The sequence below is a fragment of the Bacillus sp. FSL R10-2780 genome (assembly GCF_038006125.1).
In the GTDB taxonomy this organism is placed as follows: Bacteria; Bacillota; Bacilli; order Bacillales; family Bacillaceae_G; genus Bacillus_A; species Bacillus_A cereus_U.
On sequence record NZ_JBBOUQ010000001.1, the window covers coordinates 775,104 to 798,136 of the forward strand.

A 23,033-nucleotide genomic window follows, 5' to 3' on the forward strand; every position below is an offset into this window, starting at 1 on the left:
CGAATTTTGAGGTGGGAGTATTACTGCCCGTTAATGTGGGATAAAGAGAAGTTACAGAGGAAAAGGAGTTATAAGAAAATGAAACGTATAAAAAAATTAGGAACAACAATGATAGTGACAATAATTGCAATGGGAATTTTTTCGTTACCTGTAAGTGCTCATGTGACTGTAAAACCAGCAACATCTGACGTTAGCTCTTGGGAGACGTATACAATAAAGGTACCTGTTGAAAAGAATATGGCAACAACAAAAGTCACACTAAAAATACCATCTGGAGTTGAGTTTCAACAGTACGAGCCAGTGCCAGGGTGGAAAGTGGAAGAACAAAAAGATGCAGCTGGAAAAGTTAAAACTGTAATATGGGAAGCAACAGGAGAAGGGATTTTACCTGGCCAGTTCCAACGATTTACTTTCGTTGCTAAAAATCCAGATAAAGAGCAACAAATAGCTTGGAATGCATATCAACAATATAAAGATGGAGAAATTGTTGAATGGACAGGCGATGAGAAAGCTGAGAAGCCGCATTCACTTACTACGATTGCAAAAGGTACATCATTAACAGGAGAACATGGTGAAGTATCTAGTGTGGAAAAAAATGAAGGTACAAGTAATATGCAAACAATAGCAATTGTCTTATCTATTTTAGCGATTGTATCTTCGGTGGGTACGTGTATTTTTGTAGTACGTCGTAAAAAGTAGGGAACATTGAAAGGTCTCATTGAAAGTAATGAGACCTTTGTTAATAAAATTTTGAGATTAAGCAGCTTCAAGGGGGGATTAGAGCTACAAATACAACATGGTTTATTAAGATAAGGAACTCAATTGACTGTCATTACTTCTTCTGGTAGGTTATCATGTTCGAGCCAGTTTTCAATTAAAGTATTAAATAGTTTGGGATTCGCTAAAGAGATTCCATGACCGACTTTAGGAATAATAATACCTGTGCAATTAGGATTGCCTTCAAGGATTTCAGTCATCGAGTCTTTCATGATTCTTTTTTCGTGTTCTCCAACAGTCACTAATATATTGCTACTAGCATTCTCGAAGCCTTTTGGGATTGTAAACGACATATTTTCTTCTAATATCTTCACAAATGTATTTTTACTTATTTGACAACTGTCATGATAATAGTTATCAAAGTTTTTTTCATCTATGTACATTGATTTTGCTTGTATTTTGGAAAACGACTTACTCTTTATAAGTGGGTAGGTTAAGCCAAGGGATCTTATTAATGTTTTAGCGAAAGGAATTGGTTTAACTAATGCGCTATTTATCATAGCGTATTGAATTAAGTTTGGTTTCATGCTGAGCATTGCAATTAATACTTGAGCACCTAACGAAAAGCCGATTACTATAACAGTTTTACCTTGTCCTTTTTCTTTAATTAATTCAATGATTTTTTCAGCACTAAAGTTAATTGAAAAATGTTCCTTGTTGCTATTTTTCCCTTGTTCAGGTAAATCAGGAACAAGGCAGTGAAAGTTAGTAAAATGTTTAATTTGTTTGTCCCACATCCATCCACTGACTCCACCCCCATGAATAAAAACCATAAGTGGAGAGCTTGTATCTCCAAATTCTCTATACTGTAAAACCATATAATTCCTCCCTTATGATTGGAATTGTTAGTCCATCCATGTGCACTAGAGATAATATTTTTACTACTTAATTATCATCATACAGTAAAAAAGAAAGAGTCTACAAGCGATAGACCCTTTCCTATATCTATTTATTTCACTTCAACTTGCTGCCTTACAGCAAGTGCTTTCGGCTTTATATTTACAAAACAAATGCTTACGATAATAAATAAAAGTCCGATGAATAAGCTAATTGTAATGGCCTCATGTAAGAAAATAGAGCTTACAATAATAGCGATAAGAGGGATAAGGAACGTATAAGCCCCAACTTTACTTGCCTCACCAGCTCCTACAAGTGTAAAGTAAGCGAGCCATCCCATTGCAATAACAAAGACTGAGATGAATAGTAGTACACTTACAAATGGTATACTCCAAGCGATGTTAGACCAGCTTTCAAATTCTGAACCGAATCCGATTAAGAAAAGTCCGCCAATAATAAGCTGAAGTGTTACCATCCAAATGGCATTAACGCGGTGTCCAGTTTTCTTAATAAATACTGTGCCGAGTGCCCAGCCGATAGCACAGCCTAAAGCAAGTAGAACGCCGATAATAGAAATATGTCCAGTTAAACTACTAGAACTAATAACCCCTACACCAATAAATCCAAGAATAAGTCCGGAAATTTTCAAGCCATACATTGCCTCTTCAAGCCAAATCCATGAGAAAATGCCGAGTAAGACAGGTTGGAGAAATACGATTGCGGAGAATAGTCCGGCGGGCATGTATTGAAGTCCGACAGTTTGTAATCCGTAAAATAAAATAATATTGAGTAAAGATGAAATAAAGTATAGATGCCAAGTTTCCTTTAAATTTAACTGTTTGTATTTCGGTAATGCGAAAATAAGTAGGATAAATCCTCCTATTAATGTTCTAATCCCTGCAAAGAGTACGGGTGGTGTGTAATGCAAAGCGAATTTTGATAACGGCCAATTAATTCCCCACATAATAACGAGAAAGGTAAGAATTATTGTCGCTTTAGTTCGAGAAAGCTGTGTCACTGCAAGACCTCCTTGTTGTTATTCATTTCACTATGATATGATATCGACTATGATAAATAAAATGAATCTTTTTTATAAGGAGTATAAGTGATTAGTTATGACCATTACACAACTGCAAGTATTAATAAAAACTGTTGAGTTAGGTAGTTTTACGAAGGCTGCTAGGGTGTTAAATATGACACAGCCAGCTGTAAGTCATGCGATTTCAAGTATTGAGTCAGAGTTAGGAGTTACCATTCTTATACGCGATAAACGAAAAGGGCTAATTGTTACGGATGTTGGAAATAGAATTCTTGTACATATTAGAGAAATCTTAAACGGCGTTGAGAAGATTGAACAAGAAGTGGCGATGGAGAAAGGGCATGAAGTCGGAACAATTCGAATCGGGAGTTTTCCGAGTGCCTCGGCATATTTTTTACCCAAAATGATTAATATCTTTCGTGAAAAGTATCCGAATTTAGAATTAGTTCTTTGCGAGGGTACACTTAAAGAAGTAGAAGATTGGCTAGTATCACGAGTAATTGATATCGGAATTGTTATTTTGCCTAATAAAGATATGGAAATCGTGCCCTTAACGAAGGGGAAAATGGTTGTTGTCTTAAGAGAGGATCATCCTCTTTGTAAGAAAGATTCTATTACAATAGATGATTTAGAGAATGAACCAATCATATTATGTAAGGGTGGGTACGAACCACCCATTATCGATATGTTTAAACAAGCGAACGTACCACTTCGGGCCGAATATATAATTTCAACAGTTACAACAGCTTTAAATATGATTCAAGAAGGATTAGGACTCGCAATTTTGGCTGAGTTATCTTTGACGAGTTTACCAAAGAATATACAAACGAGAGAATTGGAACCGCAAGTATGGAGAGAAATCGCTTTAGCTGTTCCTTCATTAAAGGATTCTTCACTCGCTGTACAGCTATTTATTGAAGAATTCCAAGAGTTGTTTGCAGAATAAGAAGGGATGTCTCATATAATGTAATGAGACACCTTTTTTATTTGCTTTAAAAAATCTGTAAAAAAGATTGACTTATCTTTTTGTTGTAACTATAATGATTACATCGAGGTGGTGATCACGATGAAAATTAGTAGCCGCTTTTCTATAGCTGTTCATATGTTATCGATTTTGAAAAACAATCCATCTTCAGTTTGCACTTCAGACTATATGGCCGAAAGTGTAAATACAAATCCGGTAGTAATTCGTAAAATAATGTCTTACTTGAAACAAGCTGGATTTGTTTACGTAAATCGTGGGCCAGGTGGTGCGGGATTATTAAAGGATTTACATGAAATCACATTGTTAGATGTGTATCATGCAGTGAATGTAGTAGAAGAAGACAAACTATTTAACATTCATGAACAACCAAATCCAGATTGTCCAATTGGAGCAAATATTCAAGCTGTGTTAGAAGTTATTTTAATTCAAGCTCAATCTGCGATGGAAGAAGTTTTGAGAAATATTTCGATGGGACAGTTATTTGAATCTTTACAACAAAAAATGAATGCATAATATGATAATCGCAAGTCTCTAAAAGAGAATGCATATTTTTTTCTTAAAATTGTAACTATTTAAGTTACATCTAAAAATAAAAAGAAGGTAAGGTGTAAAAGATATGACTGTAAAAATGAAAGTATACTCAGATTTTATATGCCCGTTTTGCTTTTTAGCAAAAGGCCCATTAGATGAAGTAGCGAAAGAGAAAGATGTGGAAATCGAATGGATGCCATTTGAATTGCGTCCAAGTCCATATTCTAAAATAGATCCTTGGAACGAACCGGATAAGTTAGGTTCATGGGATGCTTTCATTCGTCCTACTGCGAAGAAATTAGGAATTGAAATGCGCTTACCACGTGTTTCACCGCATCCATATACACATTTAGCTTTCGAAGGATGTCAATTTGCGAAAGAACGTGGACTAGGAAATGAGTATCATCACCGCGTATTCACAGCATTTTTCCAAGAAGAGCAAAACATTGAGGATATTGATGTTTTAACAAAACTGGCGGTAGAAGTAGGACTTCCTGAAGCTGAATTTAAAGATGCTTTAGTAACTCGTAAATATAAAGAAAAGCATCAAGAAGCAATTCAGCATGCATATGATGAAGCGAATATTATGGCGGTACCAACTGTCATGATTGGTGATGAAGTCATTCAAGGGCTTGCTAGTAAAGAAACGTTACAAAGAGTAATTGATAAAGAAATTGAAAAAGATAAAACAAATTCATTTGAGGGAATGAAATGTAATACGGATGGATATTGTTAATTCGTCTTGCATGAAAGAATCATATTGATTTGTTTAAATAAAAAAACATACATTTGGAGGAATTACTATGTCAGCAACTACAACAAACTTAAAAGAAGCAATTGTGAACCGTCGTTCAATTCGTAAAGTAACAAAGAGCGATGCAATTACGAAAGAAAGAATTGAAGAAGTTTTAAAAACAGCTTTACATGCACCGACTTCTTTCAATATGCAAAGTGGCCGTATGGTTGTATTAATGGATGGAGAGCATGAAAAGTTTTGGGATATCGTAAAAGAAACACTAAGAGCCCGCGTACCAGCAGAAAACTTTGAAGCGACTGTAGAAAGACTAAAAGGCTTCCATGCAGGTGTAGGAACAGTACTATTCTTTGAAGATCAAGCAACGGTAGAAAAAATGCAAGAAAATGCACCATTATATAAAGATCAGTTCCCATTCTGGTCTCATCAAGGAAATGCAATGTTACAACATACTGTATGGATGCTATTATCTGCTGAAGGAATTGGAGCGTCATTACAACATTACAATCCAATCGTAGATGCTGAAGTGAAAGCAAATTGGAACATTCCAGCAGAGTGGAGCTTAGTAGGACAAATGCCGTTTGGTGAACCAAATGAACAGCCGGGAGAAAGAACATTCTTACCTACTGAAGATGTAGTGAAATTTTATTAAGAAATTCAATATGTAACAAGAAGGGATTTGTTACATACTTATCAAATTTAAAGGACAGCCCATATTATAATATGGGCTGTCCTTTAGCATAATAATGAAAAAGTTGTTATAGGAACAAATTTTTAAATATGGATTGATGACTTAAAATGAAAAATCTATTGTGTTTATCCCACTATTTGAATGCAGTCCCACTGATTAAAGTTTCACTTTATTTTTTTGAAATGACAGTAAACATCCCCGTCATGTTTGGTGAGTAATCTTTAAAATCATATTTTTCATAGAAAGATTCTTTACCTTGCGATGCAAACAAACCGACAAACGCCTTATCAGGGGCATTCTGATTTAAGTATTCAACCAAGATATGCATTATTTTTTTCCCAATACCATTTTTCTGATAATCTGGATGAACCACTATATCTTGAATATAGAAATAGATAGCCCCATCACCAACAATTCTCCCCATGCCCACAATTTGTTCATTATCTTTGACTGTGATGCAGTGGATAGAATTCTTTAGTGATGTTTCCACCACTTCAAAATTCATATAATTAGTCCATCCAACAGACTCGCACAAATATTTGTACTCTTCCAATGTTGGAATGTTATTTTTAAACTCATATTTCTTCAAAATGTATCCTCCAAGTCCTCAATTTCAACAAATAAATAAATTCGACATTTTTTTATCTAGTCCTCTTATGCAACTAAACTCCCTTTAGCTATTTAATTTAGTACAGCTTATTTGTGTTAATTTATAAGAGTTTAGGGAAGAAATATAAGAAATGATCTGGTGAAAAAGGAAGTGGAAATATGAGTGATGAGAAAAAATATACAGTGGTAGGTACTGATGTCGAGGAAGTAAAGCGTTTAAACAAAAATTCAGGTTTAACGTATAACCAAGTGAAGGAATTGTTAGCGAAGCAAATGCAAAAAAGAAATGATTAGATTGAAATAATTAAGCTTTTCATTTAGCATTTTTCTAGAGAGAGTTAAGTAATAGATAACTCTCTTTTTTCAATATGAAAAATCTACTAAGGAGCAACAGTCTAAAAATAGACGTTCTCCTAAAATATAGAGTTGAAAAATAGTTTTTAGAAAAGTATTAGATGAAAAATCCGACATTAGAAAAGAAAAAAAGGATTCTTCCTAATTAGTAAGAAAGATTGTCTATAGAAGTTCATAAAATGTAATATATTCAATTTCCATCCATTGAAGGGGGAGGTTAATTTTTAATGAATGAAGTGAAAAATTTCTTTCGAAGTAGAGGGTTTCAACGGTTTCTCGTTTTAATAATATTAGTGCTTGTATTGTATGGATTAAAAAGTATGATTAATTTAATATTAATTACGTTTATTCTCACGTTTTTGATGGATCGATTTCAAAAGTTTATTTCAAAAAAATTGAAAGTAAATAGGAAAGTGGTTATTGCTGGTTTATATATTGTATTAGTGACGTTTATTGTAACTACACTATATAAATATTTGCCTGTACTAACGATACAAATTTCACAATTAATTTATCAATTTAAATTGTTTTTTCAGAACCCACCTGATAACGAGATAATTAAATATGCACTTTCGACAATTAATGGAATGGAAGTATCGAAATATATCGAACAAGGTGTAGATGTCATATATCAATCGATAGCAAACATAGGAAAAGTCAGTTTACAAATACTACTTTCTCTTATTTTAAGCTTATTTTTCTTATTAGAAAAAGAACGCATTATAGCATTTACTTCGAAATTTAAAGATAGTAAGCTGAAAATTTTTTATGAGGAGATTGCATATTTTGGTGAAAGATTTGCAAGATCGTTCGGAAAAGTAATTGAAGCACAGTTTTTAATTGCGGTTGTCAATTGTGTGCTCACTGTAATTGCACTTGTCATTTTAGGATTTCCGCAGCTTCTTGTATTGGCTGTCATGGTCTTTCTACTCGGTTTGATTCCAGTTGCTGGTGTTATCATTTCATTGTTTCCACTTTGTATCATTGCCTATAACGTCGGCGGGGTTATGTATGTTGTTTACATACTAGTGTTCATTACAGTAATCCACGCTCTTGAAAGTTATTTATTAAATCCAAAATTTATGTCTGCAAAAACGAATTTACCTGTTTTTTATACATTTATGATTCTTATTTTCTCAGAACATTTCCTTGGAATATGGGGGCTTATTATTGGGATTCCAATCTTTATCTTTTTATTAGATGTACTTGACGTAAATAATGATGAACCGATTAATGATACTAAGTGATAGAAAATGACCGATGTTTTCTCTTGATGAAAACATCGGTCATTTGTTATTTTTTCTTTGGAGGAGGTAGTTTAACGAAGGTATTTGCAATTAAAGCTATAATAACAGCAGCAAAAATAAAGACTGCGATTACACCAACTCCCATACCTGCCCATCCTCCTATAAGGAAGATACTTATCGGTATTGCTAACAAGCTTAAAATAAGTAGAATCAATCCGAGATTCTTATCATATTTTTTAGTTGGAAATAGCGTTCTGATGATTAAGAAGAGGAAAAGTATTAAGGATGCTGCAGCTAGCAAGAGGATTACAATCGTCCAAGAATCATTCATGAAATCACTCCTTTTTATAGATAATATTACCGTTTAAATTGAGGGGGAACTATAAAAATATAAAAAAGCAATCCAATATAAATCGGATTGCTTTTTTGATTGAAAAATATGATTAAAGAACAGGAGCCATTGTTTCTTTCAATACTTGAACAGAGTGATCGAATTTTAATTCTTCCTCTTCACTTAGTTCAACTTCTAAAATTTCACGAACACCGCCGCGGTTTAAAACAGCAGGTACGCCGATATAAACATCTTGTTGGCCGTATTGACCTTCAAGATATGCTGATACAGTTAATACGCTGTTTTCATTGCTTAAGATTGCTTTCGTAACACGTAAAAGTGACATGCCGATGCCGTAGTATGTAGCACCTTTTCGTTCAATAATGTGATAAGCTGCATCACGAACGTTTACGAAAATATCATCTAAATCTTTTTGGTTATATGTGTTGTCTTTTTCAAGAAGCGTTTGTAGTTTTTGAATACCAATTGATACGTGACTCCACACCGGAAGTTCTGTATCACCGTGCTCTCCGATAATATAAGCGTGAATGTTATGAGGTCCAATATCGAAGTACTCACCTAACATATAGCGGAAACGAGCAGAATCAAGAGTTGTACCAGAACCGATTACGCGTTCTTTCGGTAATCCAGATTCTTTCCAAGTTACGTAAGTCAAAATATCTACAGGGTTTGTTGCAATTAAGAAGATACCGTCAAAGCCGCTATCCATAATGCTCCGAACAATTTGCTTGAAAATTTTAGCGTTTTTCTCAACTAAATCTAAGCGTGTTTCACCTGGCTTTTGTGGTAATCCAGCTGTAATTACAACAAGATCTGCGTCTTTACAATCTTCATAACTACCTTTCCAAACCTTTGTTGGAGCTGGTGCGAAAGGAACGGCATGGCTTAAGTCCATTGCTTCTCCTTCAGCTTTTGCTTCATTTACATCAACTAAAACAAATTCTTCAGCTACAGCTTGGTTAATCATACAGTAAGCATAACTACATCCAACTGCTCCTGTTCCTACTAATACAACACGGTTAATACCTTTTTTCATTTCAAAATTCCTCGCTATTTCATAAATTTTATTATGTAAGATAATACGTCTTACTTCTATAGTTTCATATCTATTTTATTACATTTTATAAAAGATATTCAAGTGATTGAAAATGTATCCACTCAATTACTTGAATGAAACATAGGAATCCTGTTAAACGAATATAATTCAGTAAAATCCTTCGTAAAAGGGGAATTGGCATGGGGAATCCATTATCGATGGAACAAATGCTTCAAATTGTTCATGAAGGGCTTGCCAAAACGAATAACCCCAAACGGATTACAGTTGCCGGTGCAGGGATATCTGGATTAGTTGCAGCATCTTTATTAAAAGAGGCTGGGCATGAGGTAACGATTATAGAAGCAAATAACAGAATAGGTGGCAGGGTGTATACGATTCGTGAACCATTTAGTGCAGGATTATATTTTAACGCAGGTCCTATGCGTATTCCAGATACTCATGATTTAACTTTAGCCTACATTCGTAAATTTAAACTACCGTTAAACCTTTTTATTAATAAAACTTCTTCAGATATAATTTATACGAATAACAAAAGAACGAGATTGGATGTGTTTGAAAAGGATCCAAGTGTACTTGGATATCCAGTTTTAGATAAAGAAAGAGGGAAAACGGCAGAAGGGTTAATGTTAGAGGTATTGGAACCGATACTTAATTATATTAAGAAAGATCCTGATAAAAACTGGATTATTGTTGAAAAAAAGTATAAAACATATTCGCTCGCTTCATTTTTAACTGAGTATTATTCAGATGGAGCAATAGATATGATCGGAGTACTTCTTGATATGGAAGCATACATGGGAATGTCATTAATTGAAGTATTACGCGAAATGATCTTTTTCACTTCAACGACGAAATATTATGAGATAACGGGCGGGATGGATAAATTACCAAATTCATTTTTACCAGAACTAAAGGATAATATTTTTATGTCGTATAAAGTAGACAAAATTATACAGGAAGATAATAAAGTAATGCTGCAAGTAACCCATGAACAAACGTTAAATTCATTTATAGTAACTGGTGACATCGCTATTGTCACAATTCCATTTTCAGCTTTGCGATTTGTAGAAGTCCAGCCATATCATTTATTCTCTTATCATAAAAGGCGGGCAATTCGTGAATTAAATTATATTGCTTCAACTAAAATTGCGATAGAGTTTAAAAGTAGGTTTTGGGAAAGAGCAGGACAATATGGTGGTAAGTCCATTACAGATTTACCTATCCGCTTTACATATTATCCGAGCTACGGATCAGGATCAGCGATTATTTTAGCCAGTTATACGTGGGCAGATGAGGCATTAACATGGGATAGTCTCTCGCATAGAGAACGTATTCGTTATGCGTTGAAAAATTTAGCGCAAATATATGGAAACGTGGTTTATAGTGAGTATGTTGCAGGAGAATCTTTTAGCTGGAGTCAAAATCCGTATTCTTGCGGAGCATTTACAGCTTTTGAACCAGGGCAAGAGCTTGAAGTATTTCCATATATTACGCCGCCAGCTGGCAGGGTGCACTTTGCAGGAGAACATACGACGTTAACACATGGATGGATGCAAGGAGCGATTGAGTCTGGAATTAGAGTTGCTCATGAAGTGAATGAAAATGAAACGATAATCTAGCAGTTTTGTTTACAAATAGTTGTTCTTTTAATAAAATGATAAATATAAATCGTAATTATTACGCTTTGAATACGTTTAGAATAAAGAAATGGATGGTCGATTGAATGAATAAAGTAGAAATTCATATATTAGGTGGCTTTTTAGGTAGTGGAAAATCAACATTATTACAAAATTTATTGTTAGCAGAGAAAAAGAAGAATAGAAAAGTTGCAGTATTAATGAATGAAATTGGTGAATACTCGGTAGATACAGATATTATTGGAAAAGAGAATGTTTTAAGAGAACTTCTTAAAGGATGTATTTGTTGTACGTTAAAAGAAGAGCTTGAAATACAATTGCATTCATTATATCAGCAAGAAAGACCAGATGTAATTTATATAGAAACGACAGGTGTTGCGCATCCAATTGAAGTGTTAGATGCATGTGTATCACCAATTTTAGCACCTTTCCTTGAAGTGAAGTCCATAGTAGTCGTATTAGATGCAGTAAGATGGTTAAACCGAAGTATATTAAGTGCAAATGTACAACAGCTATTACATGAGCAAATGAAATATGGAAGTCATATTCTTATTAATAAATCAGATTTACTAACAGATTCGGATAAAAATAAAGTATTTGAAGATGTAAAAGCAATAAATAATCATGCGAAATTGTTTGAAACAAAGTATTGTAATATATCTTTAAATGATATAGAAGAAGCTGAATTTGTGAGTGATGGAGAACGCGAGACACTTCATGTTAAACAACATTTACATATACAAACAATGACGTATCAATTTACGAAATCGATTGATCAAGAGAAATTGTATGAATGGCTTTCGAATTTACCAGATAGTATTTATCGTGTGAAAGGTTTTGTGAAATTCCATGGAGATAAATACCCTCACTTATTCCAATATTCGTTTGGGGTACCAACTTTACTGGAACAAGACTTCGGTTTCCCGACAAACTTGGTGGTAATAGGGGAAGGGTTAGATAAGAAACAATTGGCTGAAGGGTTAGAGAAAGTGGAACTTAGCTCTAATTAAGATTAAAAGACTAACTTAAAGATAAGTTAGTCTTTTTTGTATGTAGAAAAATACTTGGCGGATTTTGTCTAATAAAAATAATTGTAAAATTCAAAAATATATTTATAATCAAATCTAAGAGGTGATTCAGGTGTCAGAAAAAATAATAATGGATGTAAAAAATCTAACAACAAAAGGACTGGAAACGAGAGAGAAATTATTGTGTGCTGCAGAAGAGGTGTTTGGTAGTAAAGGATATTATGAGGCTTCTATCGTGAATATTACGCAAGCAGCAAAGGTAGCGCACGGAACTTTCTATAATTACTTTCCAGCTAAAAAAGATATATTTGATGAATTGATTCGTAGATTGAACCGTGAGTTACGCTTAATTATTAAAGAAGAAATGAAGGGGATATCAAGTTATGAAGAGGCGCAAAGAAGAGGTTTTCAGGCATTTTTTCGATGGGTAAAAGATCGTCCTAATCTATATAACATTGTACAACAGGCGGTAGTTGTTGATGATGATTTATATAGATGGTACTATGCAAAGCTCGCAAATGGATTTTTAAAAAGTTTGTCGGCTGGTATGGAAGCGGGAGAGTTTAAACAACTTGATAAAGAAACAATTGCGTATTGTCTTATGTCAATTGGTCAATTTCTAGGAATGCGCTGGGGGTATTGGGAAGAGAAGGATGTTCCGGAGAAGGTATTTGAGGCAGCGATGTCATTAATATTTGAAGGATTGAGAAAAAGATAAGGGAGTGGTAAATATGGAAGGCATTGCTTATTGGATTGAAAAACGAGCATATTTACATCCAGATCGCATTGCCGTTATTACGGAAGAGGAGGAAATAACATATAAACAGTTACATGAGTATGTGAGTAAAGTAGCAGCATATTTAATTTGCGATTTAAATATGAAAAAAGGAGCAAGGGTAGCTATTTTATCACAAAACAGCTTGGAATATATTGTCCTTTTATTTGCTATAGCGAAAGTAGAATGCATTGCTGTTCCACTGAATATAAGGTTAACAGAAAATGAACTTATATTTCAGTTGAAAGATAGTGGAACCACGGTTTTATTTGTAGAGGAAACATTTCAAAATATGGCACTTTCAATGGAGAAGGAATCATATGTACAAAGAGTTCTTTCGATAAAAAATTTAAAGCGAATAGAAAATAGAAACAACCACTATTTTGAGGATATAAATGAAAACGCATCCTTTATTATATGTTACACTTCGGGAACAACAGGAACACCGAAAGGAGCTGTACTTACACAAAAAAATATGTTTTGGAATGCGCTCAATAATACATTTGCGATTGACCTAACTATTCATGATCGCTCCATTGTATTATTGCCTTTATTTCATATTGGTGGGATTGGTTTATTCGCATTCCCAACTTTATTTGCAGGTGGAATAATCATTATTCCAAGAAAATTTGAGCCAATCACAGCGCTTTCCATGATAGAAAAACATAAAGTGACTGTAGTGATGGGAGTGCCTACAATTCATCAAGCATTAATTAATTGTTCAAAGTTTGAAAGTACGAATTTACAATCAGTACGTTGGTTTTATAATGGCGGTGCTCCGTGTCCAGAAGAGTTGATAAGAGAATTTATAGATAGAGGATTTTTATTCGGTCAAGGTTTTGGTATGACTGAAACATCACCAACAGTATTCATGCTTTCAGAAGAAGATGCAAGACGTAAAGTAGGCTCAATTGGAAAACCTGTTCTATTTTGTGATTATGTACTTATCGATGGAAATAAAAATAAAGTTGAAGTTGGTGAAGTTGGAGAGTTAATTATAAGAGGGCCAAATGTAATGAAAGAGTATTGGAATCGGCCAGATGCAACAGAAGAAACTATTCAAGGTGGTTGGTTACATACTGGTGATTTAGCTAAAGTTGATGAAGATGGTTTTGTATACATTGTCGGTAGAAAAAAAGAAATGATAATTTCAGGTGGTGAAAATATTTATCCACTTGAAGTAGAACAAGTCATTAATAGGCTTTCGGATGTATGTGAGGTAGCGGTCGTTGGTACACAACATTTACAGTGGGGAGAGATACCAATCGCTTTTGTTGTGAAAAAGAGTAGCAGTGTATTAACTGAAAAAGAAGTAATTGAACATTGTCTTCTATTTCTAGCAAAATATAAAATTCCAAAAGAAATTGTATTTCTAGAGGAATTACCTAAAAATGCAACTGGTAAAATTCAAAAAGTACAGTTAGCTAATCAATTGAAAAGTAGGTGAAGGGATGACCAAATATAGCGCTGGGCAACAAGCATCTTGTAGTAAAACAATAACAGAAACAGATTTTGTACTATTTGCAGGTTTAAGTGGGGATTTTAACCCAATCCATATTGATCATGAGTATGCGAAACAAACTAGATTTAATCAAAGAATAGCACATGGTTTATTAACTTCTAGTCTATTATCACAATTGTTAGGAGTACATTTGCCAGGAAAGGGTTCTGTTTATATGGAACAAACTATTAAATTTACAACACCAGTTTTTATAGGAGATACGATTACAGCTACGGCTACAGTACAAGAGTTTATTATCGAAAAGAGAGTAATAAAATTGTTAACAGAGTGTCATAATCAAAAAGGAGATTTAGTTTTAACAGGTGTAGCTACTATGATGGTGCCAAAAGAAGGAGGAGTAGTCTAATGAATATCGGGATTGAAGCGACAGGAGTATTCTTCCCAAAAGGCGTAGAGACAGCTGCAGACCTATCTAAAAAAACAGGTATCCCTGAGAATATTATTATAGAAAAATTTGGGCTATATGAAAAGCATGTCGCAGACGAAACGATGCATGCATCAGATTTAGCTATTGCTGCTGCAAAGCCAATATTACTACAAGTTAATCCTCAATCTATTGATGTAGTCATTTATTTTGGCAGTCCACATAAAGATTACCACGTATGGTCTAGTGCCCCAAAAATTCAGCATGAACTTGGATTGAAGAATGCTTATGCTTTTGAAATTATGAATGTTAGTTCTTGCTTTCCAATTGCTCTCAAAGTCGCAAAAGATATGCTCTACTCTGATAAATCAATTGAAAACATATTATTAGTAGGTGGATGTAAAGAATCTCAAATTGTAGATTATGATAATCCACGCTCACGTTTCATGTTTAATTTCGCTGATGGCGGAAGTGCAGCCTTAGTAAAAAAAGGCGCTAGCAACGGTGAAATATTAGGAAGTGCTATTATAACGGATGGTTCATTTCATGAAGATGTACGTATTCCAGCAGGTGGATCGAAACAAATTGCTAGCTATGATACGGTTGAGAATCGACAACATTATATCGATGTAATAGATCCTATTAGTATGAAAGAACGTTTAGATCTGGTTTCAACTCCTAATTTTGAAAAGGTTATTCGGGAGGCGTTAAGAAAAAGTGGATTAACTCCCAAAGATATTAAAGTATTATTACCACTGCATACAAAACGTTCTATGTTAATAGAATTGTTACAAGGATTGGGATTAGTAGAAGAACAAGTTGTATATTTAGATCATCATGGGCATATGTCAGCGCTTGATCCGTGTATCGGTCTTCACATTGCAAATGAACAAGGGAAATTACAGCCTGGAGATATTGCAGTAGCGGTTAGTGCAGGTACTGGGTATACTTGGGCAGCTACTGTGATTAGGTGGTAGTAAGCATGGATTTTATAAAAAAAATTATATGTTGTTTTTTCATTGTTACTGTGAGTCTAGGAATGTTTACTTCTGTAGGAAGTGCCTCAGCTGTAAAATATGTGAAATCATGGGGGAGTGAGCTAGATACTTCTAAGTTATTAAGGACGCCTGTGGCAATGGCAAGGGATGCAAAAGATAATGTTTATGTTGTTGATCGGATCAATAATAGGATTCAAAAATTTGATAACGATGGTAAATTTCTTACTAAATGGGGTACAAATCATGGGGCAGGAAACTTAGATCCACTAGAAAATTGGAGAGAGGGTCCAGGAGATCTCTTTTTGCCAATAGGAATTGAAATTGATATAAATAATACGGTTTATGTCACAGATACTTCTAATAATCGTGTGAATATTTATAATGAAAATGGAATCTTTTTAGAGTCTTTTGGAAGTTTTAATGGTATGTCAGGGCAGTTTTTCTCACCACAAGGAATAGATGTAGATAGCCAAGGAAATATAATAATTACAGATGGTTTACTCCAAAGAATTCAATTTTTTAAGAAAGCAAATTAATACTGGAGACTCAAAATACTTGTTAGAAAGGATAGAAGTTTAATAGTGTGGGAATGCTTGTATATATAGGAATTAAATATTTATATCAAATTGTAAAGGTATTCAATGGAAATCGGAGAAAATACATTAATATTAACAACCTGGTTTATTTTTGTTTAAAGAAAAAGTCATAATTACAGATGGGGTACTTTGGCGTGTTTGATTCTATCAGAAAGTAAAGTATGGGGGGAATCACGATGTCGATGAAAAAACGTAAATGGCTCAAAATGATGTTGACTGGTTGTGTTTTAGGTTCATTGTTAGTAACGGCAGCTTGTTCAGGAAAGAAGACAAGTACAGAAGATGAAAAAACGATTAAGGTAGGGGTTCTTGCTTCGTTAACAGGTCCATTAGAATCATATGGAAAACAAACGGTAAATGGATTTGAATTAGGGTTAGACTATGCAACTGGTGGAACAGGGAAAGTAGAAGGAAAGAAGATTAAGTTTGTTGTAGAAGATACAGAAACGAAAGCAGATGTAGCAGTTAAAAAAGCTACAAAGTTATTAGAAGAGGAGAAAGTTGACTTTTTAGTCGGATCATCTAGTTCAAGTGATACATTAGCGGTTTTACCACTAGCTGAAGAATATGAAAAAATAATGGTTGTAGAACCAGCTGTTGCTGATAGTATTACCGGGAAGAACTGGAATAAATATATTTTTAGGACTGGTAGAAATTCATCTCAAGATGCAATCGCTGGTGCTGCGGCAATTGCTAAAAAAGATGTGAAAATAGCAACGCTAGCACAAGATAATGCTTACGGTCGTGAGGGGATTGCTGCATTTAAAGCTGGAGCGAAGAAATTAGGTGCAAATATTGTAAACGAGCAATACGCGGATACGAATGCAACTGATTTCACTGCGAATATTCAAAATATTATTAGCTCAAAACCAGATTATCTATTTATCGTTTGGGCAGGTGCGAATTCACCATGGAAACAGTTGAAAGATATGAATGTAGAAGCGCAAGGTATTAAAATTTCTACTGGTGCACCTGATATACCAGCATTAAAAACGATGGATGCGCTAATAGGGATGCAAGGGTTTTCCGTTTATTATCACTCACTTCCAAAGAATAAGGTGAACGATTGGTTAGTAGAAGAACATAAAAAACGATTTAATGGTGCTGTTCCAGATTTATTTACAGCAGGAGGAATGTCAGCAGCAATTTCTATCGTCGAAGCTGTAAAGAAAACGAAGGGCGATACAGATGTAGATACACTTATTAAGAAAATGGAAGGGATGGAATTTGAGACACCGAAAGGAAAGATGAAATTTAGAGAGAAGGATCATCAAGCATTACAAGCTCTTTATTCTATAACGCTGAAAAAGCAAGAGGGTGTTGATTATCCAGTACCAGTGTTAGAACGAGAATTAACAATGAAAGAAACAGAACCGTCTGTTCAAAATAAATAGACTGAATTTTCTGTTGTTTTTGTATAAAGAGGGGATACCCTCTTTATACTTATTTCTTTCATAAACATGGTTTTCAGTGGGAGGGATTTCATGACACATTTGTTAGAGACGAAAAATCTTTGTGTATCTTTTGGGGATCATCATGTTATTAAGGATGTTAATTTAACGGTACAAAAAGGAAAGCTCATTTCAATTATTGGACCGAATGGTGCTGGAAAGACAACACTATTCAATTTACTAAGTGGGCAAATTTCTCCGACGAAAGGTGAAGTTTATTTTAAAGGGCAGGATATTACAAAATTATCAATTTCAGATCGAACGCGTTTGGGGATTGGTCGTTCTTTTCAGTTGACAAATATTTTTCCAGAGCTAACAGTACTTGAAAATGTGCGTCTAGGTGTTCAATCGTTTGTTCAGGATTATTACAGTTTCTTTCCGAATGCAGCCAAGTTAAAGCAGCAAACTGGAGAAGCGAGACGTCTTTTGAAGACAGTACTCCTTCACGAGAAAGGGGACGTATTAGCTAAAGACTTAGCTCACGGAGAAAAAAGAAAGTTAGAGCTTGCTATGTTGTTAGCATTAAAGACAGATGTATTACTACTAGATGAGCCGACAGCAGGTATTTCAGTTGAGGAAGTTCCGGCTATATTACAAGTAATCGAAAATATTAAAAAGAATCCTGAGAGCACAATCGTACTTATCGAACACAAAATGGATATGGTGCTAGATTTATCAGATCATCTTATCGTTTTATTTCATGGCGAGTTATTGGCTGAAGGATTGCCGGAAGAAATGATGAAAGACGAGCGAGTACAAAGTGCTTATTTAGGGGGATTATATAGTGGCACTACTACAAGTGAATAATATAGAGACGTATTTAGATCAGTTTCATATTTTACAAGGAGTGTCCCTTTCGGTTGAGAAGGGAACGATTACAGTATTGTTTGGAAGAAATGGTGCTGGAAAAACAACAACATTGCGCTCAGTTATGGGATTTCACCGGATAGCAAATGGAGAAGTTTATTATGATAACACAAAAGTAAATGGATTATCTACACATTTAATTTCAAGAAAAGGTATAGGTTATGTACCAGAAAATCAAGGTATTTTTCATGATTTAACAGTAGAAGAGACATTCGCACTTGCTAGGGGAAAAAATGGGGAAGAAGCTGAAGAGAAGATAGAATGGATGCTCGAACTATTTCCAGATTTAAAGCAATTTTGGTATAAAAAAAGTGGACTATTAAGTGGGGGACAAAAGCAAATGTTGGCAATTTCAAGAGCATTTATTAATAGTGATGGACTATTGCTTATTGATGAGCCGAGTAAAGGACTATCTCCAATAATGATAGAAAAATTAATGGTAGCTATTTTGAAAATGAAGGAAAAAACGACTGTTTTACTTGTTGAACAAAATTTTATGATGGCTAGTCAAATCGGTGATTATTTTTACATTATGGATAATGGGCGTATTGTGCATAACGGTTTCATGGAGGAACTGCGAGAGGATAAGGAAACATGTCATAAATATTTAGGTATTTCTTAACATTGATACGGGGGGATAGAATGTGGATGTGCTAATTAACTTATTTGTAAACGGCGTTTCGACAGGGATGCTTATTTTTTTATTAGCGTCTGGTCTATCACTTATTTTCGGTTTAATGAGCGTACTAAATTTTGCGCATGGTGGTTTGTTTGCATGGGGAGCATTTACAGGCGTTTGGTTATTTAATATGACAGATAGTTATTTATTAGCGCTAATTGGCGCAGTCGCTATGGGTATGTTTCTTGGTTTCATTTTAGAAAGATTTCTTATTAGACCAGTGTATGGAAACCATGTTCGGCAGCTTCTCGTTACACTCGGAGGAATGCTCGTTCTTAGCGAGTGCATCAAAATATTTTGGGGTCCTAATCCAATTGCTGCAAAATTACCGTTATGGCTTCAAGGAAGTTTTACATTTGGAGGAGTTATCTTAATAAAATATCGCCTATTCGTTATTTTAGTTGGGATACTAATTTACATCGCTTTACTATTATTGCTGAAAAAAACAAAGATAGGACTTATGATTCGCGCGGGTGTAATGGATAAAGAGATGGTTCAAGCTCTCGGTATTAACGTAAAAGCGATATTCTCATTTGTCTTTTTATTAGGAGCAGGAATGGCAGCATTAGGTGGTTTCCTACTTGCACCATATTCAGGCGTTATTTTCGCCGAGATGGGCATGCAGTATGCGATTTTAGCTTTTATAGTAGTAATAATTGGAGGGTTAGGTAGTGTACAAGGTTCAGCTCTAGCTTCTTTAATCGTCGGATTAGCCGGTGCTTTTACAGCGTATTTTATACCAGATTTATCTCTTGCAATTAATATGTTAATGTTACTATTTTTCTTAATAGTGAAGCCGACGGGACTCGTTGGTGAAAAGGGGTGACATGGTGAACAGCATATCGGGTCGAATTAAAGTATACTTCGGAGTTTTTATGCTCATTTGTTTAAGTGTATTTCCATTCGTAAATGATTCACGGAGCTTGTTAATTTTGTTCACTCAAATTTTCATCTTTGCTATTTTCGCTATGAGTTTTGATGTTCTCCTTGGATATACGGGTATTGTTTCATTCGGTCATTGTATGTTCTTTGGAATAGGGGCGTATGGTGTGGCACTCTTATTTGATCGGCAAGGGGTGTCTATAGTGAACTTTTTTATAGGAATAGCAGCCGCTATTATTGTATCAGCTATCGTTAGTTATATAATCGGTATGCTTTCATTACGTTTGAAAAGTCATTTTTATGCAATGTTAACGCTCGCTATTTCTCAGCTGTTTTTTGTACTTGCTGAAAAATGGCGTTCGCTGACTCACGGAGGAGATGGATTTACATTTCGTGTACCAGATATATTCCGTGATCGTTTTACGTATTATTACGTAACACTTATATGTTTAATCAGCATCTTCATTTTGTTACGTCTTTTCACAAAGTCTTCTATTGGAAAAGTATTAAATGCAATTTCACAAAATGAACAACGTGTTGAAGCGCTTGGATATAAAGTTCTCCATTATAAAATTATCGCAAGTGTAGTGGCAGGAGTAGTAGCGGCAATTAGCGGTGGTTTATTCGTTATCACATTGCGTTTTGTAAATACGACGGTATTTTCAATTGAAATGACGCTAAACGCATTATTGATGACAATGATCGGGGGAGTAGGAACGTTAATCGGAGCAATCGCTGGAGCTGGGATTATTGAATCACTGAAATACTATTTATCAGAACTAGCGACGGAGTATCCGATTTTTGAAAGATGGACGATTATACTTGGTTTATTATATATTATCGTGCTACTAGTTTTTCCAAAAGGATTAGTTGGAACGATTAAGAAGTTGAAGAATTTTAAAAGGGGTAAGAAGGAGAAGAGTGCAGGGGTGGAACAGAACATGTAAAAAATGGGTGGAAAAGGTTTTAAGTGAAGTTATAGTATGAAACCCCCTCCTTTAGATAAGTTAAAGGAGGGATTTTTCATTTCTAGAAAGAGAAGTCTGGCTTATGTAATTCATGAAATTGATATTTTTAAAAAAGTCAATTGTTTTAATTGAATAGTTCAATGGGAATCTTTTTTTCTAATTCTCGATGCGTAAAAAAATTAATAGATAGGTTTTCTATTGGCATATCTTCAATTGGTGCTAATTTATCATTTCTAATCGGTAAAAAGGCTATCCCGTTCCCCTCAGCGATGAATTCTTCAATAAGCGAATAAGAATCTAACTGTTGAAGTTGATGCTGAGATAGATTGTTTTCTTTTAGAAATTGTATTGTCATATTTCTAAAAGGGCACTTTTTGTCGTTACTAACAAAGAAAAGTTCTTTTGAAAAGTCAATGGTACACTGTTCCTTCGTTTTTAATAAGCCTACAGAAATTGAAGTGGTGAATACTTTTTTAAACGCTGCGTCAGGATAATCCTCATAAGTTATGACCATATCAACTTTTTGCTTTTGTAGCAGTTTTTGCAAATGACTACTACTTTCTATGTATATTTGATAATTCCTGAAATTTTCTTTAATACGCGTACTCAAATAATTAGTTAAAATAGATTGTGACGTCGCTATTCGATAAGATGTACAACTCATTTTAATTTCATTTTTTGCTTCTTCTAATAAAGTTAATATTTTGCTAGTGTAATCTAATAAAATTTCACCTGAAGGTAACAGTGAAACCCCTTTGTTATCTCTATGTAGTAAAGCTGTTTCTAATTCTTGTTCTAATTTTTTGATTCGCTCAGTTACATTTGGTTGAACATAACCTAACTCTTTAGCAGCTTTACTAATAGAGCCCTCATTCGCTACAGTTTTAAATATGATAAGATCATTTATTTCCATTCATTTCAGCCCCTTATACGGTATCATTATAAATGATAGCAAGCATAATTTATACCTATTTTACACCGATCCAACATCGATTTATCATTATGTATATAATATCGAAAGTGAGTGATAAACATGATTGGAATGCAATATAAGGTCATATTGCCAAAGGATTATGACATGGAGATTATTAGGCAAAGGGTAAAGGCTAATGGGTATAAAACAGATGGTTTTCAAGAACTGAATTTTAAAGCCTATTTAATTGCTGAGGCGGGTAAGAATGGGAATTTCTATAATTGTTATGCACCTTTATATATTTGGAATAGTCATGAAGGGATGAATAAATTTATCTTTGAAGGATATTACGATAATATTTTACAATCATTTGGATGGCAACAAATAAATATAGGTGTTCCTTTAGTTGTTAATCTAAGTGATGATTTTAAGAAAAGTAGATATATTGTTGAATGTGAAGGAAGTATCTCTCAAAGTAAATCATTGATTGGTACTCAATTAAATACAATGAACGAAAATGTACAAAATACAGAAAAGTGTTTAGGTAATGTAATAGTTTATAATCCAGATAAATGGGGTTATAGTCAATTCAATTTTTATAATGAGAAGCCTGAAATAGATGTAATGGACAATGTTACAATATATGAGATTTTACACATTTCACAATAAAATCTTCTTGAATGCCAAAATAAGAAAAAGGAATGAGAATATATGCCTTTTGTAAACGTTTATTATCCTGAAAATATATTAAATAAAGAAACGTTGAAAAAGATAAGTGAATGTATTCATCTGTCATTAATTGATCATTTTAACATCCCTGAAAATGATTATTTTCAAATGTTTTTACCTTATCGACTAAACGAATTTTTTTATAATCCATATTATTTGTTAGAGCAAGAAGAAAAGAGAACAGAGAACATAATGCATGTTTCTATTACATGTGGACCAGGAAGAACGATAAAGCAGAAAAGAGAGTTATATCAATCGATATCACATGAAATATCTGAATGTTCAAACATCGGTAGCGCTGATATTTTTATTACACTAAATGAGACAGCTGCTGAAAACTGGTCATTTGGTCAAGGGGTGGCACAACTAGTGAAGAGGAAGGGGGAGTAAA

The 23,033-nt window shown here is 34.2% G+C and carries 26 protein-coding genes and 1 pseudogene; 21 read left to right on the forward strand and 6 right to left on the reverse strand.

The genetic code is table 11. The annotated features are described in order from the left end of the window. Nucleotides 1–78: 78 nt before the first annotated feature. A complete protein-coding gene (locus NSQ47_RS04055) occupies nucleotides 79–699 on the forward strand; it encodes a YcnI family copper-binding membrane protein (protein ID WP_341036190.1) in 621 nt (206 codons plus the stop codon). 119 nt (nucleotides 700–818) lie between these two features. Here NSQ47_RS04055 and NSQ47_RS04060 read toward each other — a convergent pair whose 3' ends face one another. Then, a complete protein-coding gene (locus tag NSQ47_RS04060) occupies nucleotides 819–1,595 on the reverse strand; it encodes an alpha/beta fold hydrolase (RefSeq protein WP_341036191.1) in 777 nt (258 codons plus the stop codon). A 131-nt stretch (nucleotides 1,596–1,726) separates the two neighbouring features. Further along, nucleotides 1,727–2,632 (reverse strand): DMT family transporter, encoded by a 906-nt coding sequence (locus NSQ47_RS04065; protein ID WP_341036193.1) that lies wholly within the window; start codon nucleotides 2,630–2,632, stop codon nucleotides 1,727–1,729. Between the two features lie 97 nt (nucleotides 2,633–2,729). Between NSQ47_RS04065 and NSQ47_RS04070 the strand changes: the two genes are divergently transcribed. The 4 genes from NSQ47_RS04070 to NSQ47_RS04085 all read left to right on the forward strand — a co-directional run bounded on the left by NSQ47_RS04070 (nucleotide 2,730) and on the right by NSQ47_RS04085 (nucleotide 5,575). Then, nucleotides 2,730–3,599, forward strand: coding sequence for a LysR family transcriptional regulator (locus NSQ47_RS04070; RefSeq protein ID WP_002202373.1), 870 nt, complete (start codon nucleotides 2,730–2,732; stop codon nucleotides 3,597–3,599). A gap of 120 nt (nucleotides 3,600–3,719) precedes the next feature. Beyond that, nucleotides 3,720–4,151: an Rrf2 family transcriptional regulator gene (locus NSQ47_RS04075; RefSeq protein WP_204207999.1), complete on the forward strand. Its 432-nt coding sequence runs from the start codon at nucleotides 3,720–3,722 to the stop codon at nucleotides 4,149–4,151. 103 nt (nucleotides 4,152–4,254) lie between these two features. Beyond that, nucleotides 4,255–4,905, forward strand: a complete 651-nt coding sequence (locus NSQ47_RS04080; RefSeq protein WP_070139134.1) for a DsbA family oxidoreductase — start codon at nucleotides 4,255–4,257, stop codon at nucleotides 4,903–4,905. A gap of 67 nt (nucleotides 4,906–4,972) precedes the next feature. After that, entirely contained in the window at nucleotides 4,973–5,575 is a 603-nt protein-coding gene (locus tag NSQ47_RS04085) for a nitroreductase family protein (RefSeq protein ID WP_341036194.1), read from the forward strand. A gap of 208 nt (nucleotides 5,576–5,783) precedes the next feature. Here the strand turns inward: NSQ47_RS04085 and NSQ47_RS04090 are convergent, their stop codons facing one another. Continuing rightward, on the reverse strand, nucleotides 5,784–6,203 hold the full coding sequence (locus tag NSQ47_RS04090) for a GNAT family N-acetyltransferase (protein ID WP_002158298.1): 420 nt from the start codon (nucleotides 6,201–6,203) through the stop codon (nucleotides 5,784–5,786). 179 nt (nucleotides 6,204–6,382) lie between these two features. Here NSQ47_RS04090 and NSQ47_RS04095 point away from each other — a divergent pair, with 179 nt between their 5' ends. Further along, nucleotides 6,383–6,517, forward strand: a complete 135-nt coding sequence (locus tag NSQ47_RS04095; protein WP_002118339.1) for a hypothetical protein — start codon at nucleotides 6,383–6,385, stop codon at nucleotides 6,515–6,517. Nucleotides 6,518–6,804: 287 nt separating this feature from the next. Beyond that, nucleotides 6,805–7,824 carry an AI-2E family transporter gene (locus NSQ47_RS04100; protein WP_002158297.1) on the forward strand — a complete coding sequence of 340 codons (1,020 nt, stop codon included), beginning with the start codon at nucleotides 6,805–6,807 and terminating at the stop codon, nucleotides 7,822–7,824. Between the two features lie 46 nt (nucleotides 7,825–7,870). Here NSQ47_RS04100 and NSQ47_RS04105 read toward each other — a convergent pair whose 3' ends face one another. Beyond that, nucleotides 7,871–8,155, reverse strand: a complete 285-nt coding sequence (locus NSQ47_RS04105) for a YesK family protein (RefSeq protein WP_070128233.1) — start codon at nucleotides 8,153–8,155, stop codon at nucleotides 7,871–7,873. A gap of 112 nt (nucleotides 8,156–8,267) precedes the next feature. Further along, nucleotides 8,268–9,212: an L-lactate dehydrogenase gene (locus NSQ47_RS04110; protein WP_002012312.1), complete on the reverse strand. Its 945-nt coding sequence runs from the start codon at nucleotides 9,210–9,212 to the stop codon at nucleotides 8,268–8,270. Nucleotides 9,213–9,412: 200 nt separating this feature from the next. Between NSQ47_RS04110 and NSQ47_RS04115 the strand changes: the two genes are divergently transcribed. The 12 genes and pseudogenes from NSQ47_RS04115 to NSQ47_RS04170 all read left to right on the forward strand — a co-directional run bounded on the left by NSQ47_RS04115 (nucleotide 9,413) and on the right by NSQ47_RS04170 (nucleotide 20,979). After that, nucleotides 9,413–10,852 carry a flavin monoamine oxidase family protein gene (locus NSQ47_RS04115; protein ID WP_341036196.1) on the forward strand — a complete coding sequence of 480 codons (1,440 nt, stop codon included), beginning with the start codon at nucleotides 9,413–9,415 and terminating at the stop codon, nucleotides 10,850–10,852. Nucleotides 10,853–10,956: 104 nt separating this feature from the next. After that, entirely contained in the window at nucleotides 10,957–11,880 is a 924-nt protein-coding gene (locus tag NSQ47_RS04120) for a CobW family GTP-binding protein (RefSeq protein ID WP_199661667.1), read from the forward strand. Nucleotides 11,881–12,010: 130 nt separating this feature from the next. Then, nucleotides 12,011–12,616: a TetR/AcrR family transcriptional regulator gene (locus NSQ47_RS04125; protein WP_002158292.1), complete on the forward strand. Its 606-nt coding sequence runs from the start codon at nucleotides 12,011–12,013 to the stop codon at nucleotides 12,614–12,616. Between the two features lie 13 nt (nucleotides 12,617–12,629). Next, on the forward strand, nucleotides 12,630–14,120 hold the full coding sequence (locus NSQ47_RS04130) for an o-succinylbenzoate--CoA ligase (RefSeq protein WP_341036199.1): 1,491 nt from the start codon (nucleotides 12,630–12,632) through the stop codon (nucleotides 14,118–14,120). Nucleotides 14,121–14,124: 4 nt separating this feature from the next. Beyond that, nucleotides 14,125–14,541, forward strand: a complete 417-nt coding sequence (locus tag NSQ47_RS04135; protein ID WP_002158290.1) for a MaoC family dehydratase — start codon at nucleotides 14,125–14,127, stop codon at nucleotides 14,539–14,541. Further along, nucleotides 14,541–15,536, forward strand: a complete 996-nt coding sequence (locus NSQ47_RS04140) for a 3-oxoacyl-ACP synthase (RefSeq protein WP_002158289.1) — start codon at nucleotides 14,541–14,543, stop codon at nucleotides 15,534–15,536. The genes NSQ47_RS04135 and NSQ47_RS04140 overlap by 1 nt, the downstream gene beginning before the upstream one ends. Before the next feature lie 161 nt (nucleotides 15,537–15,697). Beyond that, nucleotides 15,698–16,093: pseudogene (locus NSQ47_RS04145) on the forward strand (cell surface protein); the annotation flags it as partial. 236 nt (nucleotides 16,094–16,329) lie between these two features. Beyond that, nucleotides 16,330–17,547 (forward strand): substrate-binding domain-containing protein, encoded by a 1,218-nt coding sequence (locus NSQ47_RS04150; protein WP_341036200.1) that lies wholly within the window; start codon nucleotides 16,330–16,332, stop codon nucleotides 17,545–17,547. 90 nt (nucleotides 17,548–17,637) lie between these two features. Continuing rightward, the gene (locus NSQ47_RS04155) at nucleotides 17,638–18,411 is read left to right on the forward strand and encodes an ABC transporter ATP-binding protein (RefSeq protein ID WP_131231277.1); all 774 of its coding nucleotides are present in this window, start codon (nucleotides 17,638–17,640) and stop codon (nucleotides 18,409–18,411) included. Beyond that, nucleotides 18,389–19,093, forward strand: a complete 705-nt coding sequence (locus NSQ47_RS04160; protein ID WP_002200863.1) for a branched-chain amino acid ABC transporter ATP-binding protein — start codon at nucleotides 18,389–18,391, stop codon at nucleotides 19,091–19,093. Before NSQ47_RS04155 ends, NSQ47_RS04160 begins: the two co-directional genes overlap by 23 nt. 22 nt (nucleotides 19,094–19,115) lie before the next feature. After that, nucleotides 19,116–19,976: a branched-chain amino acid ABC transporter permease gene (locus NSQ47_RS04165; RefSeq protein WP_002158285.1), complete on the forward strand. Its 861-nt coding sequence runs from the start codon at nucleotides 19,116–19,118 to the stop codon at nucleotides 19,974–19,976. Between the two features lie 49 nt (nucleotides 19,977–20,025). Beyond that, complete coding sequence (locus tag NSQ47_RS04170; RefSeq protein ID WP_002158284.1) at nucleotides 20,026–20,979, forward strand: branched-chain amino acid ABC transporter permease; 954 nt, start codon at nucleotides 20,026–20,028, stop codon at nucleotides 20,977–20,979. A 145-nt stretch (nucleotides 20,980–21,124) separates the two neighbouring features. Here NSQ47_RS04170 and NSQ47_RS04175 read toward each other — a convergent pair whose 3' ends face one another. Then, the gene (locus tag NSQ47_RS04175; protein ID WP_002158283.1) at nucleotides 21,125–21,913 is read right to left on the reverse strand and encodes a LysR family transcriptional regulator; all 789 of its coding nucleotides are present in this window, start codon (nucleotides 21,911–21,913) and stop codon (nucleotides 21,125–21,127) included. Between the two features lie 120 nt (nucleotides 21,914–22,033). On the opposite strand from NSQ47_RS04175, the gene NSQ47_RS04180 reads away from it, so the two are divergent. After that, entirely contained in the window at nucleotides 22,034–22,582 is a 549-nt protein-coding gene (locus NSQ47_RS04180) for a DUF4865 family protein (protein WP_341036202.1), read from the forward strand. 42 nt (nucleotides 22,583–22,624) lie between these two features. Next, nucleotides 22,625–23,032, forward strand: a complete 408-nt coding sequence (locus tag NSQ47_RS04185) for a tautomerase family protein (protein ID WP_341036203.1) — start codon at nucleotides 22,625–22,627, stop codon at nucleotides 23,030–23,032. Nucleotide 23,033: the final 1 nt, after the last annotated feature.

What these genes read in the sequence shown, in the direction of transcription:
- NSQ47_RS04135 (WP_002158290.1), top strand. Translation starts at nt 14,125, where the DNA reads ATGACCAAATATAGCGCTGGGCAACAAGCATCTTGTAGTAAAACAATA.
- NSQ47_RS04170 (WP_002158284.1), top strand. Translation starts at nt 20,026, where the DNA reads ATGCTCATTTGTTTAAGTGTATTTCCATTCGTAAATGATTCACGGAGC.
- NSQ47_RS04180 (WP_341036202.1), top strand. Translation starts at nt 22,034, where the DNA reads ATGATTGGAATGCAATATAAGGTCATATTGCCAAAGGATTATGACATG.
- NSQ47_RS04095 (WP_002118339.1), top strand. Translation starts at nt 6,383, where the DNA reads ATGAGTGATGAGAAAAAATATACAGTGGTAGGTACTGATGTCGAGGAA.
- NSQ47_RS04070 (WP_002202373.1), top strand. Translation starts at nt 2,730, where the DNA reads ATGACCATTACACAACTGCAAGTATTAATAAAAACTGTTGAGTTAGGT.
- NSQ47_RS04110 (WP_002012312.1), bottom strand. Translation starts at nt 9,212, where the DNA reads ATGAAAAAAGGTATTAACCGTGTTGTATTAGTAGGAACAGGAGCAGTT.
- NSQ47_RS04150 (WP_341036200.1), top strand. Translation starts at nt 16,330, where the DNA reads ATGTCGATGAAAAAACGTAAATGGCTCAAAATGATGTTGACTGGTTGT.
- NSQ47_RS04055 (WP_341036190.1), top strand. Translation starts at nt 79, where the DNA reads ATGAAACGTATAAAAAAATTAGGAACAACAATGATAGTGACAATAATT.
- NSQ47_RS04080 (WP_070139134.1), top strand. Translation starts at nt 4,255, where the DNA reads ATGACTGTAAAAATGAAAGTATACTCAGATTTTATATGCCCGTTTTGC.
- NSQ47_RS04100 (WP_002158297.1), top strand. Translation starts at nt 6,805, where the DNA reads ATGAATGAAGTGAAAAATTTCTTTCGAAGTAGAGGGTTTCAACGGTTT.
- NSQ47_RS04185 (WP_341036203.1), top strand. Translation starts at nt 22,625, where the DNA reads ATGCCTTTTGTAAACGTTTATTATCCTGAAAATATATTAAATAAAGAA.
- NSQ47_RS04075 (WP_204207999.1), top strand. Translation starts at nt 3,720, where the DNA reads ATGAAAATTAGTAGCCGCTTTTCTATAGCTGTTCATATGTTATCGATT.
- NSQ47_RS04060 (WP_341036191.1), bottom strand. Translation starts at nt 1,595, where the DNA reads ATGGTTTTACAGTATAGAGAATTTGGAGATACAAGCTCTCCACTTATG.
- NSQ47_RS04130 (WP_341036199.1), top strand. Translation starts at nt 12,630, where the DNA reads ATGGAAGGCATTGCTTATTGGATTGAAAAACGAGCATATTTACATCCA.
- NSQ47_RS04155 (WP_131231277.1), top strand. Translation starts at nt 17,638, where the DNA reads ATGACACATTTGTTAGAGACGAAAAATCTTTGTGTATCTTTTGGGGAT.
- NSQ47_RS04085 (WP_341036194.1), top strand. Translation starts at nt 4,973, where the DNA reads ATGTCAGCAACTACAACAAACTTAAAAGAAGCAATTGTGAACCGTCGT.
- NSQ47_RS04120 (WP_199661667.1), top strand. Translation starts at nt 10,957, where the DNA reads ATGAATAAAGTAGAAATTCATATATTAGGTGGCTTTTTAGGTAGTGGA.
- NSQ47_RS04175 (WP_002158283.1), bottom strand. Translation starts at nt 21,913, where the DNA reads ATGGAAATAAATGATCTTATCATATTTAAAACTGTAGCGAATGAGGGC.
- NSQ47_RS04105 (WP_070128233.1), bottom strand. Translation starts at nt 8,155, where the DNA reads ATGAATGATTCTTGGACGATTGTAATCCTCTTGCTAGCTGCAGCATCC.
- NSQ47_RS04115 (WP_341036196.1), top strand. Translation starts at nt 9,413, where the DNA reads ATGGGGAATCCATTATCGATGGAACAAATGCTTCAAATTGTTCATGAA.
- NSQ47_RS04140 (WP_002158289.1), top strand. Translation starts at nt 14,541, where the DNA reads ATGAATATCGGGATTGAAGCGACAGGAGTATTCTTCCCAAAAGGCGTA.